The 14,416-nt window shown below is 73.4% G+C and carries 12 protein-coding genes and 1 pseudogene; 6 read left to right on the forward strand and 7 right to left on the reverse strand.

What is annotated here, in order from left to right; genetic code table 11:
• Nucleotides 1–70 precede the first annotated feature (70 nt).
• Nucleotides 71–919 carry an SDR family NAD(P)-dependent oxidoreductase gene (locus AB0953_RS25445; RefSeq protein WP_366861878.1) on the reverse strand — a complete coding sequence of 283 codons (849 nt, stop codon included), beginning with the start codon at nucleotides 917–919 and terminating at the stop codon, nucleotides 71–73.
• Between the two features lie 103 nt (nucleotides 920–1,022).
• Here AB0953_RS25445 and AB0953_RS25450 point away from each other — a divergent pair, with 103 nt between their 5' ends.
• Nucleotides 1,023–1,634 (forward strand): CGNR zinc finger domain-containing protein, encoded by a 612-nt coding sequence (locus tag AB0953_RS25450; protein ID WP_366861879.1) that lies wholly within the window; start codon nucleotides 1,023–1,025, stop codon nucleotides 1,632–1,634.
• 45 nt (nucleotides 1,635–1,679) lie between these two features.
• Here the strand turns inward: AB0953_RS25450 and AB0953_RS25455 are convergent, their stop codons facing one another.
• Nucleotides 1,680–3,500 (reverse strand): serine/threonine-protein kinase, encoded by a 1,821-nt coding sequence (locus tag AB0953_RS25455; protein WP_366861880.1) that lies wholly within the window; start codon nucleotides 3,498–3,500, stop codon nucleotides 1,680–1,682.
• Nucleotides 3,501–3,781: 281 nt separating this feature from the next.
• On the opposite strand from AB0953_RS25455, the gene AB0953_RS25460 reads away from it, so the two are divergent.
• The 4 genes from AB0953_RS25460 to AB0953_RS25475 all read left to right on the forward strand — a co-directional run bounded on the left by AB0953_RS25460 (nucleotide 3,782) and on the right by AB0953_RS25475 (nucleotide 9,150).
• Nucleotides 3,782–4,828 carry a PI-PLC domain-containing protein gene (locus AB0953_RS25460; RefSeq protein ID WP_366861881.1) on the forward strand — a complete coding sequence of 349 codons (1,047 nt, stop codon included), beginning with the start codon at nucleotides 3,782–3,784 and terminating at the stop codon, nucleotides 4,826–4,828.
• A 131-nt stretch (nucleotides 4,829–4,959) separates the two neighbouring features.
• A complete protein-coding gene (locus AB0953_RS25465) occupies nucleotides 4,960–5,133 on the forward strand; it encodes a CsbD family protein (RefSeq protein WP_366861882.1) in 174 nt (57 codons plus the stop codon).
• A gap of 353 nt (nucleotides 5,134–5,486) precedes the next feature.
• Nucleotides 5,487–7,235, forward strand: coding sequence for a sulfate permease (gene sulP, locus AB0953_RS25470; protein WP_366861883.1), 1,749 nt, complete (start codon nucleotides 5,487–5,489; stop codon nucleotides 7,233–7,235).
• Between the two features lie 142 nt (nucleotides 7,236–7,377).
• Nucleotides 7,378–9,150 (forward strand): alpha/beta-hydrolase family protein, encoded by a 1,773-nt coding sequence (locus tag AB0953_RS25475; protein ID WP_366861884.1) that lies wholly within the window; start codon nucleotides 7,378–7,380, stop codon nucleotides 9,148–9,150.
• 47 nt (nucleotides 9,151–9,197) lie between these two features.
• On the opposite strand, the gene AB0953_RS25480 is transcribed toward AB0953_RS25475, so the two are convergent.
• Nucleotides 9,198–9,980: a CPBP family intramembrane glutamic endopeptidase gene (locus tag AB0953_RS25480; protein WP_366861885.1), complete on the reverse strand. Its 783-nt coding sequence runs from the start codon at nucleotides 9,978–9,980 to the stop codon at nucleotides 9,198–9,200.
• Between the two features lie 151 nt (nucleotides 9,981–10,131).
• Nucleotides 10,132–11,184, reverse strand: coding sequence for a YncE family protein (locus AB0953_RS25485; protein WP_366861886.1), 1,053 nt, complete (start codon nucleotides 11,182–11,184; stop codon nucleotides 10,132–10,134).
• Between the two features lie 150 nt (nucleotides 11,185–11,334).
• Here AB0953_RS25485 and AB0953_RS25490 point away from each other — a divergent pair, with 150 nt between their 5' ends.
• On the forward strand, nucleotides 11,335–12,258 hold the full coding sequence (locus AB0953_RS25490) for a LysR family transcriptional regulator (protein ID WP_366861887.1): 924 nt from the start codon (nucleotides 11,335–11,337) through the stop codon (nucleotides 12,256–12,258).
• Nucleotides 12,259–12,271: 13 nt separating this feature from the next.
• Here AB0953_RS25490 and AB0953_RS25495 read toward each other — a convergent pair whose 3' ends face one another.
• The 3 genes and pseudogenes from AB0953_RS25495 to AB0953_RS25505 all read right to left on the reverse strand — a co-directional run.
• Nucleotides 12,272–13,093 (reverse strand): aquaporin, encoded by an 822-nt coding sequence (locus AB0953_RS25495; RefSeq protein WP_366861888.1) that lies wholly within the window; start codon nucleotides 13,091–13,093, stop codon nucleotides 12,272–12,274.
• A 163-nt stretch (nucleotides 13,094–13,256) separates the two neighbouring features.
• Nucleotides 13,257–14,129: a methyltransferase domain-containing protein gene (locus AB0953_RS25500; RefSeq protein ID WP_366861889.1), complete on the reverse strand. Its 873-nt coding sequence runs from the start codon at nucleotides 14,127–14,129 to the stop codon at nucleotides 13,257–13,259.
• Between the two features lie 174 nt (nucleotides 14,130–14,303).
• Nucleotides 14,304–14,416: pseudogene (locus AB0953_RS25505) on the reverse strand (lytic transglycosylase domain-containing protein); the annotation flags it as partial.

The following is a 14,416-nucleotide window of genomic DNA, read 5'->3' on the forward strand; positions in this document are numbered from 1 at the left end:
GTCACGGCCGGGCGGTGACGGGCCGGGCCGCCTCCGCCCTGACCGCGTCCCGGCGTGATGCGTGGCCCTGCTAGCCGTCGACGGCGTCGGTCACACGCTGCCAGTTGTCCAGATCCGCGATCCGCGCCTCCAAGGCGGGACGCATGCCCGTCGCGCTGGCGGTGCCGAGGGCCAGGCGCAGCGGGGGGTTGGGGCTGTCGACCACGGTCCGCATGCCGGCGGCGATCCGCGCCGCGGCGGAGAACGCGGACGCCGGCAGCTCTGCGATGCCCTTCTGGACCTCGCGGACGGTCTGGTCGTAGTCGCCCAGGCCGGCTGCGACATCGAGATGGGCGAGGAAGGGGGTCGCGGTCATCCCGGGCTGGATGATCGTGACCTTGATGCCCAGCGGTGCGACCTCGGCCGCGAGCGCGTCCGACAGCCCCTCGACCGCGTACTTGGTGGCGGCCAGCAGACCCACGCCGGGGTGGGCGGACTGCCCGTAGACCGACGAGCCCTGGAGGATGTGCCCGGACCGCTGGGCGCGGAGCACCGGCAGCGTTGCGCGGAGCACGTTGAGCACTCCGAAGACATTGGTGTCGAACACGGCGCGGGCCTGCGCGTCGGATGCTTCCTCGACGGCTCCGAAGAGCCCGTATCCCGCGTTGTTGGCCACGACGTCGATACGGCCGAACCGTGCGAGCGCGGCGTCCACCGCACCCCGGACGGCTCGCTCGTCGCGTACGTCCGCCTGGAGGGGAAGCAGGCGCTCACCGTGCGCCTGCGCCAGTTCGTCCAGGGATGAGGTGTCGCGGGCGAGGGCCGCGACGGTGTCGCCGCTTTCCAGTGCCTGGAGCGTCAGTTCGCGGCCGATGCCGGACGTGGCGCCCGTGATCAGCCATGTGCGGAGGTGGGTCGGGTGGTTGCTTGTTCCATTCATGTTGCGACCGTAAGCCGTTAGCTCGCAACTGGTCAAGCCAGCCACCTCGTGGTGTTGCCCCCTAGGTGACTTAGCTCCGCTCACGCTGAGGTAGGATGGCTCCATGAGCAGTGCGGTATCCGGATCCCCCAAGCCCATCCCGCGCACCGTCACGCCGACGGTGGAGACCGTTCTCGCGTTCGTGAACACGCGCGCCGACGGATCCGGGCGCCAAGAGCTGTTCGGGGACGGGGACTCGTTCGCGGCGTGGCTGGCGGGGCGCGACGAGTTCGGCGGCGAAGCCGTCGTGACCGACGCCGACGCCGCGGTCGCGCGCGAGCTGCGCGACGCCCTGGTGACCGTGCTGCTCGCGCACTCGGGTGACGAGGAAGGCCAGGGGGAGGCGCTGCTGCGCGCCGAGCGGCACCTACGACGGGTGGGTTCGCTCTACCCGCTGGCGACGGTGGTCACGGCCGGCGGTGTGGAGCTGGCCTCCCCGCAGACGGGGGTGCCGCGCGTGTTCGGAACCGTGCTCGCTGCGGTGACGACGTTGACCCAGAGCAGCGACTGGGGGCGCATCAAGGCGTGCCGGAACCCCCCGTGCCATTTCGGTTTCCTCGACCGCACCCGCAATGGAGGAGGGCTGTACTGCAGCACCGGCTGCGGCTCCCAGGTGTCCATGCGCAAACACCGCCATCGGCAGCGCCATGGCAGCGGTGCGCCGTCCGGGACGTGAGAGCGCCTCACGCACGGACGGGGCGTACGGGCCGGGAGCGGGGGGTCAGTGCTTCTTCGGATCCTCGGCGTTGCGCCATACGGTGAGGTCCACCGTGATGTAGTTGCTGGCGTCCTTCGCGTCCGACTTGCCGCGGTACGTCACCACGGCGATGTGTCCCGCGTCGCTGAGCACGCAGATCTCGGAGCCGTCGGTGAGCTGGTCGAGCTTGATCTTCTCGGTGTAGCGGGTTTCCCCCCGGCAGGTCTCCAGGGAGCCCTTCTGCGCGTTGTTCAGCACGACCAGCTTGCCGTTGGCCGTGCCGACTTGCTTGTCTCCGAAAAGGCTGTCGACGTAGTAGTAGAAGTCCCCGTGGTTGTACAAGACGCCGCTGCTGCCGCCCGAGGTGGGGCGGGGCGGGTTGTCGGCCAGCATGACCTGGTAATTGGCCGTGATGTTGATGCCCTGGTAGGAGGCCGGAGCGGGGTCGGGCCGCTTCTGGTTCGGGGAGTTCCCGGCGGCCGCACCCGCGCCGCTGTTGGTGCCGCTGCTGGTGCTGCCGCCACTGCCGGTGTCCTTGCCGGTCTTGGCGGAGCCGTCCGGGAGCAGGGACCCGACGACCGCTACGCCGATGACCGCGACGGCGATCGCCCCGGCGATGACCAGCCCCTTGGGTCGGCGGCTCCGGGGGGCGGCGGGCGGGTAGCCGGGGTGGTGGAGCGGCGGCGGCGCGGGATGGCCGGGGGCCGCGTAGCCGGGCGGGGGTGTGGAGTAGCCGGGCGGCGGCGTCGGGTAGGCCGGGGCCGTCGCCGGGGCGGCCGGGGCGCTCTGCGTCGGCGCGTAGGCCGGTGCCGGGGGCTGCAGGGGGTACGCGGCGGGCGCCGGCGCCGCGGCAGGGGCGGTGGCCGGCTGCGGCGGGGCGGAGAGCTCGGTCGGGGTGGGGCCGGCGGTCGGCTGCGGCGGCGGGGTAGCGGCCGGTTCGGGCAGCTGGAGCCGTTCGGTGATGGAGCCGGCGACGGCCTGCGGGAGCCAGTCCTCGCCCTGGCGCAGCGGCGCGGGCGAGAGGGCGTGGCACATCTCGATGACCTCGGTGAGGGTGGGCCGGCCGGCGGGGTCGCGGCTCAGGCAGCGGGTCACCAGGGGCCGCAGCTCGGCGGGCAGCGCGCTGAGGTCCGGGTCCTCGTGCACGATGCGGTACAGGATCGCGTGCGAGTTCCCGTCGCCGTAGGCGGGTGCGCCGATCGCCGCGAAGGCGATGATCTGGCCGAGGGCGAAGATGTCGGTGGCAGTGGTGACCGCCCCGGCGGAGGCCTGCTCGGGCGCCATGAACGCGGGCGTGCCCACGCTGACACCGCTACTGGTCAGGGAGGTGGCATCCGCCGCGCGGGCGATGCCGAAGTCGATCACGCGGGGGCCGTCGGAGGCGAGGAGCACGTTCGCCGGCTTCAGGTCGCGGTGGACGATGCCCGCGCCGTGGATGACGTGCAGCGCCTCGGCGACGCCGATGGTCAGCAGCAGGACGCTGCGCAGCGGCAGCCCGCCGTGCCGGGCCACGGCGTGCGCGAGGGAGGGGCCCGGTACGTAGGCGGTGGCCAGCCAGGGCTGCGCGCCCTCGGTGTCGAAGTCGATGACGGGCGCGGTGTACAGGCCCTGCACGCGCTGCGCGGCGCGTACTTCCTGCTGGAAGCGCCGCCGGAACTCGGGGTCCTCGCTGAACTCGGGCCGGATCACCTTCAGGGCCACGGGGCGCCCGCCGGGGGTGTAGGAGAGGTACACCTTGCCCATGCCGCCCGCGCCGAGCACGGCGGCCAGGCGGTAGCCGCCCACCGCGGCCGGGTCGTCCTGCCCGAGTGGTCGGAAGAGCTCGGCCGGATGTGTGCCGCTCATGAAAAACCGTCCCCCATCAGGCAGTTCAAAACCCGCCTACGCCCCGAAGCCGACCGGGAGAGAGTATCCGACTCCGGTCGGGCCGCGCGAAGTCCCGGGCGCGTCACCGGAGCCGGCAGAGAGCGGCACCGGTGGTCGGCGACGGTGAGGGCCGGGACGGGGCCGGTGGGGCGGGTGGCGCGGCGTCCCGTTCTCGACCGCCCGGGGGCGGGATTCGGCCGATGCCGTCCGAGGAGAGGCGCGTCGTCGCGGGGCGCGCTACCCTCCCCGCCATGTTTGGCATGGACGCGACATCCGGAGGGGCGGCCTTCGGGCGCCCCGGCACCTCATCCGCGCGAAGAACCGGCCTCCGCCTCCTGGTGTGCCTCTTCCTGCTGGCCCTCCTCGGCGCACCGAACGCCTCGGCAGCCACACCTCCGCAGCCCTCCCCCGCCGCCGCCCGCTGGGGTGATCGGCGCCTCGACGAGGTCTCGTTCCTCACCACCCACAACGCCTTCACCAACTACGAGGACTCCCGCTGGAGTTCGGTCAACCAGTCCGAGTCGGTGCGCGCCCAGCTCGACAACGGGGTGCGCGGCCTCAGCCTGGACACGCACTGGTACGAGCGCAGCACCTGGCTCTGCGTCATCAGCTTCGGCAGCGACTGCTACCCCAGCGACGTGTACCTGTGCCACGGCGACTGCAAGGCCTTCGCCGGAGCCACGTACGCACTGCCGAGGCAGTCCCTCCACGGCACCATGCAGACCGTGGTGGACTTCCTCGCCACCCACCCGCAGGAGGTGGTGACCGTCTTCCTGGAGGACTACGTCAGCGCCGAGCAGCTCCGGCAGTCCCTCGGCAGGGTCCGCGGCCTCGACGAGCTGCTGTTCCGGCCCGACGACTGGGGCGTACGGCAGAAGGGCTGGCCGAAGGTGGCCGACCTCGTCACCGCCGGCAAGCGCCTGCTGCTCTTCTCCGACCGGTCGGACCGCGAGCACCTGGGCGTCATGTACGACAGGTCCTGGACGGTGAGCAACTACTGGAGCCTCGGCGACCTGGGCGACGACCTCGCGTGCGTCACCCGCTGGCCCGACGTGCCCCTGGACCGGCAGGAACCCGGATTCCGGCGGCTGTTCACGATGAGCCACCACCGCAACGTGCCCACGGTTCTCACGGCGGCCCTCGACAACGGCGCCAAGCTCAGGAACCGCATCGCCGGGCAGTGCAGGACCGCGACCGGCGGCCGCGCTCCCAACTTCGTCTCCGTCGACTTCCACCGCCTGTCCGACGGCAGCGGCCACACCCCCGCGTCGATCGTCGCGGAGCTGAACGCGGCCGCGGCCCCCTGAGGGCGCAGGGCACCGCACCCCGCGCCGGCCGGCGTCGCGGAGGCGGGCTTTCGGGACGCGATGTTTGCGCGCGGCGAAAGGGAGCACGTGAGGGGTTACGACCAATCCGGTACGTCACGAGGAGGTCCCCGATGTCGGGTACGGAGAAGGGCAAGGCCCGCGCCGAACAGGCCAAGGGCAAGGCGAAGGAAGCGCTCGGGCGGGCGGTGGGCAACGAGCGGTTGACCGCCGAAGGCCGCGCCGAGCAGGCGAAGGGCAACGCCCGGCACGCGAAGGAAGACGTCAAGGACACCTTCCGCCCCTAGACCGCGCGGCACCCGCCGCGCCCTACCAGCCGGGCCCCGGCCGACTCCCCCTCGGCCGGGGCCCGGCCATGCTCCGAGCACCGCGCTCGTACGGCGCCGGCTCGTCCGCCCGGCTGGCGGCCGCATCGGGTGGCCACCGGCCGGGTGATGTACGCGGCCGGCGCGGGCGTGTGCAGCGGCCGCCCCCGAACGCACGGACCAGGATGACGGGTCGAACCCCTCACCTCCCACCCCCTCACCTGCATGGCGGGAGCCTCCGTGCTCGAACGCAAGAAGATCCGGGCACACCGGCGCGCCGTACCGGCGGCAGGCAGCGCCGTGCACTCGGGAAGGGCGGCGGCCGGGGACGTCCCGTGACGAGCGGGCGGGAGGGCCGCGGTCTCCTCTCCCGGTTGCGGGCCGTTCCGGGCATCCGCGCGGCGTCGTCGTACCGGCGGGAGTGGCTGGTCAAGGACCTGGTCGCGGGCGTGGTGCTGACCACGCTGCTGGTGCCCCAGGGCATGGCGTACGCGGAGTTGGCGGGGCTGCCGGCCATCACCGGCCTCTACACGACGGTCCTCTGTCTGGTCGGTTATGCGGTGTGCGGGCCGTCCCGGGTCCTGGTGTTGGGCCCCGACTCCTCGCTGGGGCCGATGATCGCCGCCACCGTGCTGCCCCTGGTGGCGGCCGGCGGGGATCCGGACCGGGCCGTGGCACTGGCGTCGGTGCTCGCGCTGATGGTGGCGACGATCATGATCCTGGCATCGGTGGCGAAGCTCGGCTTCATCGCCGACCTGATCTCCAAGCCGACGAGGATCGGCTACATGAACGGGCTGGCCCTGACGATCCTCATCGGTCAGCTGCCCAAGCTGCTGGGCTTCAAGGTCGAGGCGGACCACCTGATCGGCGAATGCGTCGGCTTCGTACGGGCCCTGGCCGACGGGGCGGCGGTACCGGCCGCCGCCGCGGTCGGTGTCGGCGGGATCGTCGTCGTGCTGGCGGTGCAGCGCTTCGTGCCCCAGGTGCCCGCGGTGCTCGTGATGGTGGTCCTGGCCATCGGTGCGACCGCCGTCCTCGACCTGGGCGCCCACGGAGTGGCCTTGGTCGGGGAGCTGCCCGCGGGCTTCCCTCCGTTCACGATCCCCCAGGCGCGGCTCGGGGACCTGGCGCTGCTCTTCGGCGGTGCGGTGGGCATCGCCCTGGTGTCCCTGGCGGACACGATCTCCAACGCCTCGGCCTTCGCCGCGCGCACCGGGCAGGAGGTCCGCGGCAACCAGGAGATGGCGGGCATCGGGGCGGCCAACCTGGCGGCCGGTCTCTTCCAGGGCTTCCCGGTCAGCACGAGCGGATCCCGTACGGCGGTGGCGGAGCGGGCGGGGGCCCGCAGCCAGCTCACCGGGGTCGTCGGGGCGGCTCTGATCGTGCTGATGCTCGTGTTCGCTCCGGGCTTGTTCCGCAATCTGCCCCAGCCCGCGCTCGCCGCCGTGGTCATCACCGCGTCGCTGTCCCTGGCCGACGTCTCCGGGGCCGTACGGCTGTGGCGACAGAGGCGGACGGACTTCCTGTTGTGCTGCGTGGCCTTCGTCGGCGTGGCGCTGCTCGGCGTGCTGACGGGGATCGCCATCGCCGTGGCGCTGTCCGTGCTCAACGTCTTCCGGCGCGCCTGGTGGCCGTACCACACCGTGCTGGGGCGGGTGCGGGGGCTGGAGGGCTACCACGACGTCCGCTCCTACCCGGAGGCCGAGCGGCTGCCGGGGCTGGTGATCTACCGGTTCGACGCCCCGCTCTTCTTCGCCAACGCGAGGACGTTCCGCGACGCGATCAGGCGGCTGGCCGAGGCGGACCCGCGGCCGAACTGGATCGTGGTCGCGGCGGAGCCCATGACGGACGTGGACACCACCGCCGCCGACGTCCTGGAGGAGCTCGACGAGACGCTCAACGCGGACCGCGTCCACCTCGTGTTCGCCGAGCTGAAGGACCCCGTCCGGCGGAAGATCGAGCGGTACGAGCTCACCCGCACCATCGATCCCCGGCATTTCTTCCCGACCGTGGAGGCCGCCGTCGAGGCCTACCGCCGGCGCACCGGGGCGCAGTGGGCCCCGGCCGACACCGAAGACCGTTGATCCGCGGGGGCGGTGCGTCGGGACGAGCAGCCCCGCGGTCGCCGGCCCCGTGCTGACTGACGGACGGGGGCTTCGCTCAGGGTCGCCGGTCCGGATGGCAGGGGCGGCCGGAGCTTGGGACGATTGCCCCGAAAGGACAGCCATGACCCAGGATCCGCCGGCGGCGCCGTCGTCTCCGCCCACCCCGCCGACCCCGCCCGCCCCGCCCACTCCGCCCACTGCGTCGGAGGAGCCTGCGCCGAGCCGGGACGACGGGGGCCCGGAGCCGTCCTCCGGCAGCCGCCGGTTCCGGCGCCTCTTCCGCGCCACGCTGCCGGGGTGCTGGGGCGCGCTCGCCTTGGCGTGCCTGTCGTTCACTCCCTCGCTGCTCCCCCGCGGGGGCGTGCTGCAAGGCCTGGTCTGCGGCATCAGCGCGGCCATCGGGTACGGGCTCGGCGTGCTGGCCGCCTTCGTGTGGCGCGCGTTCGCCGCGCGCGACGCGCGGAGCGCCTCGCGCAGGTCCTGGCTCGTGCTGCTGGTCTGCGCGATCGTGTTGTTCGGGCTGGCGTTCGGGCTCGGGCAGTACTGGCAGCACCGCATCCGCGAGCTCATGGGGGTCACCGACTACAGCGCGCTCGCCACCGTCGCCTCCCCGTTCGTCGCCGCTCTCGTCTTCTGGGTCCTGTTGATGTCCGGTCGCGGGCTGCGCCGCCTGTACCACTGGGCCGCCCGGCTGCTCGGGCGGTGGATCGGTCCGCGAGCCGCGCGGGTGGTCGGCTGGCTCGCGGTGGTGGGGCTGGCGTGGTCGGTGTTCAGCGGGGTACTGCTGAGCGGCTTCGTGAGCGCGGCCAACGAGGCGTTCTCCCTGCGCGACACGCAGACGCCGGAGGGCATCAGCCGGCCGACGTCGACGCTGCGCTCCGGCGGCCCCGGTTCCCTCGTGCCGTGGGACACGCTCGGCCTGCAGGGGCGGGCCTTCGCCGGCAGCGGGCCGACGGCGGCGGAGATCGGCGCGTTCACCCACCGCCCGGCGCAGGAGCCGGTCCGGGCCTACGCCGGGCTGGAGACCGCCGGGGACGCCGAGGGCCGGGCGGAGCGGGCCGTCGCCGACCTGCGCAGGGCGGGCGGTTTCGAGCGCGAGAACCTGCTCGTGATGACCACCACGGGAAGCGGCTGGGTCGATCCGGCCGCCGTGGACTCCTTCGAGTACCTGAGCAGCGGCGACTCGGCCACCGTGGCGATGCAGTACTCGTACCTGCCGTCGTGGCTGTCCTATCTCGTCGACCAGTCCAAGGCGCGCCAAGCCGGCCGTGAACTCTTCGACGCGGTCTACGACGTCTGGTCCAAGCTTCCGCAGGAGCAGCGGCCGCGGCTGTTCGTCGCGGGCGAGAGCCTGGGGTCGTTCGGCGGTGAGACGGCCTTCAGCGGGGAGTACGACCTGCGCAACCGCACCGCCGGCACCCTGTTCGCCGGGCCGCCCAACTTCAACACCCTGTTCCGGGAGTTCAGCGACCAGCGCGACCCGGGCAGTCCCGAGATCGAGCCCGTGTACAAGGGCGGGCGGACCGTGCGGTTCACCGACGACCCGGCCGGCGGCATTCCTCCGGCGGACCGCCCGTGGGACGGCACGCGGGTGCTCTACCTGATGCACCCCTCGGACCCGATCGTCTGGTGGAGTCCGGGGCTGGCCCTCTCCGAACCGGACTGGATCGGCCAGGCCCCCGGCGACGACGTGCTGGAGGAGATGGTCTGGATGCCCTTCGTGACCTTCTGGCAGGTCACGGCCGACCTGCCGTTCTCCACGGGTGTGCCCGACGGCCACGGTCACACGTACAAGGCCGCGTACGTCGACGGCTGGAACGCCGTCATGCGGCCGGAGGGCTTCACCGCGCAGGACCTGGACCGGCTGCGCCACATCATCCGGCCGGAGCCCTGAGCCGTCGCCCCGGACGGGGCGCGCGGGCCGGCAGGGCGATCACACGGTCAGCGCAGCAGGAAGCCGACCAGGTAGCCGAAGGCGTTGACCGCCCAGTGCAGGCCCATGGGAGCGAGCAGACTGCCGCTGCGGCGCCGCAGTTCGCAGAACAGCACGCCGGCCGCCGCCGTGAACAGCACGGCCGACAGCACCACGAGGACGGCTCCGGTCCCGGAGGCGCCGAAGACGGCGCCCAGCGCCGGTTTCGCGGTGGCCAGGCCCAGGGACGGCAGGACGTGCCACAGGCCGAACAGCAGGCTCGACACGGCCGTCGCCCACGCCGCCCCGCGGGCGCGGCACACCACGCCGTAGAGCACGCCGCGGAAGGCGAGCTCCTCGACCAGGACGGTGCCGACCGGGACCAGGACGAGGACGCGCAGCGCCAGTTCGCCGCTGCCCATCCCCGCGTACCGCCGGTCCTCGAACAGGGTCCTGCCGGCCGGCAGCAGGGCGCCGATCAGGTAGACGGCGGCGACCAGGCCGATCAGGGCCAGTGCCCAACAGGCGCCCCGGGCGAGTGTGCCGCGCGCCAGGCCCGCGTCGGCCCACGTACCGCCGGCCCAGCGGAGCACGGCGAGCAGCAGGGCACTGACGACGACGGCCGTGACCAGGCCGAACGGGCCGGGCCACCGGTGCGCGGCCAGGTTGGCGGCGACGAGCACGGCCAGGATGAGGCCGGTGGCCGGCCCGGTGCCGATCGGGCCGCGCCATCGGCTCCGCGGCGTTCCGCTCGCGCTGCGGCCCGGTCCTGGCTCGCGCGGCTCGGCGCCACCGGGGTCGCGGCAGGGCATGCGCGTTCCGTCCTTCGATCCGGCCCGGCGGTGCGGCCCGGCCCTCCTGCCGGCCCACGCTACCGGGCGGCTGCCGGGGCCGCCCGGTCACCGGTGGCCACGTCGAACGGCCGTCACCCGCTCAGCACGTGTGCCGGAGGCGGTCAGGCAGTCAGGCGGGGCGCGGGACGTACGCCAGGCCGTGGGCGCCGGGTTCGCCGAGCTTGGCGACGTCCAGCCGGGCCAGGCGCTCCAGCGTCTCGAGGTCGACGACGTCGACGGTGGAGGAGACGACGCAGGCCACGTAGCCGAGTCGCCCGTCCGGAGAGGAGGTGATGGTCAGCGGGAAGAGGCCGACCTCGACCTCGCCCAGGTGCTTGCGGGTGTCGGCGCAGAACACGGTGAGGCGGCCCGGTGCGTGGCGTCCGAGCTGCGCCCCCGGGGCGGCCGTCATGCGCAACTCGCCCGCCAGCAGCCTGCCCGTGGACGTCAGGTGCACCGGCAGGATGACGTTCTGCGTCGGCAGGGTGTCGACGACGGAGGCCGTCCGGGGGTCGATGACGCGGATGCCGGGGGCCGGCCGCTCCTCGGCGCCGGCGGAGAAGTTGCCGTACGGCGCGGCGACGAAGGCGTGCGTGCCGTCCGCGGAGACGGCGAGCCCCTCGCTGCCCGGGACCTCGACCTTCGCGGTGAGGACGCCCCGTTCGAGGTCCACGACGGACACGAACGGCGCTTCCTTGTTGGTGGCGTAGCCCGTCCGCCCCGCCGGGTCGATCGCGAACCAGTGCGGGCCGGGGGCGTCCGTGTCGATCCTGCCCAGGGGCCGGCGGGTCCCCGTGTCGATCACGACGACGCCGCCGGGCCGGTCCTGGGCGCCTTCCACGCTGACGTAGAGCCGCCCGCGCGCCGTGTCCAGCGCCAGCCCGTGCGGCCCGTGTTCCGGGGCGAGGTCGACGACCTCGACGATGCGGCGGCTGTCGGGGTCGATGACGGCCAGCTCGGTGCGTCGGCCGCCGTTCGCGTGGTAGTAGCCCGAGTGGTAGGTCAGCGTGCACCACAGCAGCCGCTGCGTCGGGTCGTAGCACAGCTCGTGCGGCTCGGCGGGGACCTGTACGTCGCCGAGGTGGCGGTCGGAGGCGGCGTCGAAGAACGAGACCGTCGGTCCGCTCTGACTGACGACGGCGAGTACGTCGCCCTCTCGACCGGTACGGGGGGACTGCTGCACAGCGGCTCCTTCAGCGGGGCGAAGCGGGAATGCCGCGCGTCTTCTCGCGGGCGTCTCCACTCTCCGGTTCCGGTGGGGGCGACAACAATGCAAAGATTGACACTCAATCATTGCCCCAAGTGGAAGAATGCAGTTCAGGAGAGTGGCTCCATGGATCTCAACCTGCTGCGCGTGCTGGACGCCCTGCTCCAGGAGAACAGCGTGACCCGCGCCGCGGAGCGCCTGGGCACCTCGCCCGCGGCGGTCAGCCGGACCCTGGCCCGGCTGCGCCGCACCGTCGGCGATCCGCTGCTCGTCCGGGCCGGCCAGGGGCTGGTCCCGACCCCGCGCGCCGTGGAACTCCGGGAGGAGGTCGGCGCGTTGCTGCGCAGCTGCGACAGCGTGCTGCGGCCCGGTGCCGGGTTCGACGCCGCGCACCTCCAGCGGACGTTCACGGTGCAGGCCACCGACCTGCTCCTGGTGGCCGTGGCCGGGAGCCTGACGGAGCGGATCCGCGCGGAGGCCCCGCAGGTGGACGTCGTCTTCCTGCCGGAGGCGCTGGAGGGCGGACCGGGGCTGCGGCAGGGCTGGGTGGACGTCGAACTGGGCGTTCTGGGACACCTCGACCCGGAGATCCGGACCCGGCCCCTCACCCGGATGCCGCTGGTCGGCATCGCCCGCAGCGGGCACCCCCTCTTCGACGGGCCGATCGACGCCCGCCGCTTCGCCGCGGCCGACCACATCGGCATCTCCCGACTCGGCAAACGCCTCGGCCCCATCGACAACGCCCTCGCCGACCTCGGCTTGCGCCGCCGGACCGCCGTCGTCGTACCCAGCCACACCAGCGCCATGATGCTCGCCCGGGACACCGACTTCGTCGCCCTCAGCCTGGCCGGCTGGCTCCCCGACACCGTCTCGGCCCTGGGCCTGCGGACGTTCCCCATCCCCCTCGACCTGGAACCCCTGGACCTCGGGATGGCGTGGCACCCCCGCAACGCGGCCGACCCCGGGCACCGCTGGTTCCGCGAGCACGTCGCTTCCGCCGTCCTGGCCCCGGCCGGACCGGGACCGGCGGCCGCCCGCACCCCCGGCTGACCGCACCGCTGCCTCAGGTCGGGCGCCCGGAGGAGCGGGTTCGGCGGGCTCGGCGGGCTCGGCGGGCCAACGGCCGGTCCCGCAGGAGGAGGCGGTGGGCGGCGGCGCCCAGGACGGCGCCGACCAGTGGCGCCGCCAGGTAGATCCACAGCGTGGCGGTGGATCCGGACACCAGTGCCGGACCGAACTGGCGGGCCGGGTTCGCGGCGCCGCCGCTGAAGGGGCCCAGAACGGCCACGATCGCCCAGACGAGCAGTCCGAGGGCGCAGGGCAGCCATCGGCCGCGGGCCGGGTGCACGAGGAAGAACCCGACCACCAGGGTGATCACGAGCAGGCAACCGGCCTCGGCGGCGAAGACGGCCCAGCCGTTCCACGACGGCGCCGCGGCCACCGCCCCGTAGCCGACCCGGGCGACCGCCGGCCCCCAGGCCAGGCGGGCCAGGACCGTCCCGGCGACCGACCCGCCCAGCTGTGCGGCGGCGTACACCGCCACGCCCCGGCCGGGGAAGGCACGCAGCAGCCACAGCGCGAACGTGACCGCGGGGTTCATGTGCGCCCCGGAACGCCGCCCCCACGGGGAGCGGATCAGTCCGAAGACGAGGGTGCCGGCCACGGCACCCACCAGGACCAGGGCCAGGTGGAGGTGGGCGGTGGCGAGCGGGGAGGACGGGTCGAGCACCCAGCGGACAGCCGTGACCACGCTGAACATCAGCATCGCGGTCAGGGCGAACTCGTACAGGGGACGGGTGCGCGGTCCGGGTCGGGCAGCCCGCGCGGGAGCCGGGGGCCTGTCCGTGCCCGTGTCGCCCGTGTCGCCCGTCTCGCCTGGGCTCATGCTTCCTCCTGTCGGCCGGGTTCCTCCGCGCGCAGGGCGGCGCGCGAGGCTGAGCGCGTCGAGGAAGCGTGCGCCATTCCCCACCGGGAAGTACGCGCACACGCCGAGAGGGGGGACGACCGGGCCGCCGGGACACGCTCCTGCCCGTACCGGGTCGTCGGGATCAGCCGGCAGCAGCCGGCCGGGTGCGGCGGGCGTGGAACAGGCCCCAGCGCAGCAGGTGCCGACGGGTGGCGTCCGCCCACAGGGGCAGGTTGGCCAGCAGGTCGTCGAGGTAGGCCGGGCTGATGGTGCTGCGCAGTTCGCCGGCGCGGTGGCGTACCTCTTCGTCGAGGCGTGCGTAGTGGGTGGCGACGTGGGGGGTGAGGTCCGCGAAGTCGGCCTTCATGCCCAGGCCGGACAGCTGCTCCAGGTAGAACGCGGGTGTGGCCAGGGTCTCCACGCCCAAACGGGACAGCGCAGGCCTCAGGGCCTCGGCCGGGGTCGTCTCGGCAGCCATGATGTCCGAGAACACCAGGGCGCCGCCGGGCTTGAGGACGCGCACCGCTTCGGCCAGGGCGCGGCTGCGGTCCGTCACGTGGCACAGGACTTCCAGCGACCACACGACGTCGAAGCGCTCCGCCGCATACGGCAGGTGGTGCAGGGAGCCGGTTTCGACCTCGATCAGGTGGTCCAGCCCCCGTCGGGCGTTGGCCGCGCGGTGGCGCCGGTTGTGGGCCTCGCTGAGGTCCAGGGCCACCACGCGGCAGCCGAAGCGCTCGGCGAGCGCCCGGGCCGAGCCGCCGTACCCGGAACCGAGGTCGAGGACCGTGGCGTCCGGGCCCAGCAGGTCCGCGACCAGGTCGGCGGCCTGCTCCACCGTGCGGTGCGAGGCCTCGGCGATGGCCTCCCGCGGGTGGGCGTACACACCGATGTGGATGTCTTCTCCGCCCCAGACGGCGTCGTAGAAGGCGTCGACGTCACCGGTCTCGTAGTAGCGGCGGGTGGACTCGTCATGGCCCTGTGCGGTGTCTGCGGCCTTGGCGCTGTCGGTCATGGCGAGTGGATTCCCCACGACGGCGAGGCCGATTCATCCCGTCTGTGCACCGGCCCCCTCCGCAGGGCATGGAGCACCGCGCAACGCCGAAGGCCCCGGTGGCCGGCCTGGGGAGGCCGGCCACCGGGGCCTTCGCATCGCTGTGGGGCTCAGCGGGTTCGTCTCACCGGCGGTTTAGTACCAGTGGTGGGCCTGCCAGAAGTTCCAGGCGGCGACCGGGGAGCCGTAGCGGGAGTTCATGTAGTCCAGACCCCACTTGATCTGGGTGGCGGGGTTGGTCTTCCAGT

The organism is Streptomyces sp. NPDC046866, assembly GCF_040704625.1.
In the GTDB taxonomy this organism is placed as follows: domain Bacteria; phylum Actinomycetota; class Actinomycetes; order Streptomycetales; family Streptomycetaceae; genus Streptomyces.

Bases quoted from the DNA above. Each gene is read 5' to 3' on its own strand.
- AB0953_RS25445 (WP_366861878.1), bottom strand. From the start codon at position 919: ATGAATGGAACAAGCAACCACCCGACCCACCTCCGCACATGGCTGATC.
- AB0953_RS25480 (WP_366861885.1), bottom strand. From the start codon at position 9,980: ATGCCCTGCCGCGACCCCGGTGGCGCCGAGCCGCGCGAGCCAGGACCG.
- AB0953_RS25490 (WP_366861887.1), top strand. From the start codon at position 11,335: ATGGATCTCAACCTGCTGCGCGTGCTGGACGCCCTGCTCCAGGAGAAC.
- AB0953_RS25475 (WP_366861884.1), top strand. From the start codon at position 7,378: ATGACCCAGGATCCGCCGGCGGCGCCGTCGTCTCCGCCCACCCCGCCG.
- AB0953_RS25455 (WP_366861880.1), bottom strand. From the start codon at position 3,500: ATGAGCGGCACACATCCGGCCGAGCTCTTCCGACCACTCGGGCAGGAC.
- AB0953_RS25460 (WP_366861881.1), top strand. From the start codon at position 3,782: ATGGACGCGACATCCGGAGGGGCGGCCTTCGGGCGCCCCGGCACCTCA.
- AB0953_RS25450 (WP_366861879.1), top strand. From the start codon at position 1,023: ATGAGCAGTGCGGTATCCGGATCCCCCAAGCCCATCCCGCGCACCGTC.
- AB0953_RS25495 (WP_366861888.1), bottom strand. From the start codon at position 13,093: ATGAGCCCAGGCGAGACGGGCGACACGGGCGACACGGGCACGGACAGG.
- AB0953_RS25500 (WP_366861889.1), bottom strand. From the start codon at position 14,129: ATGACCGACAGCGCCAAGGCCGCAGACACCGCACAGGGCCATGACGAG.
- AB0953_RS25465 (WP_366861882.1), top strand. From the start codon at position 4,960: ATGTCGGGTACGGAGAAGGGCAAGGCCCGCGCCGAACAGGCCAAGGGC.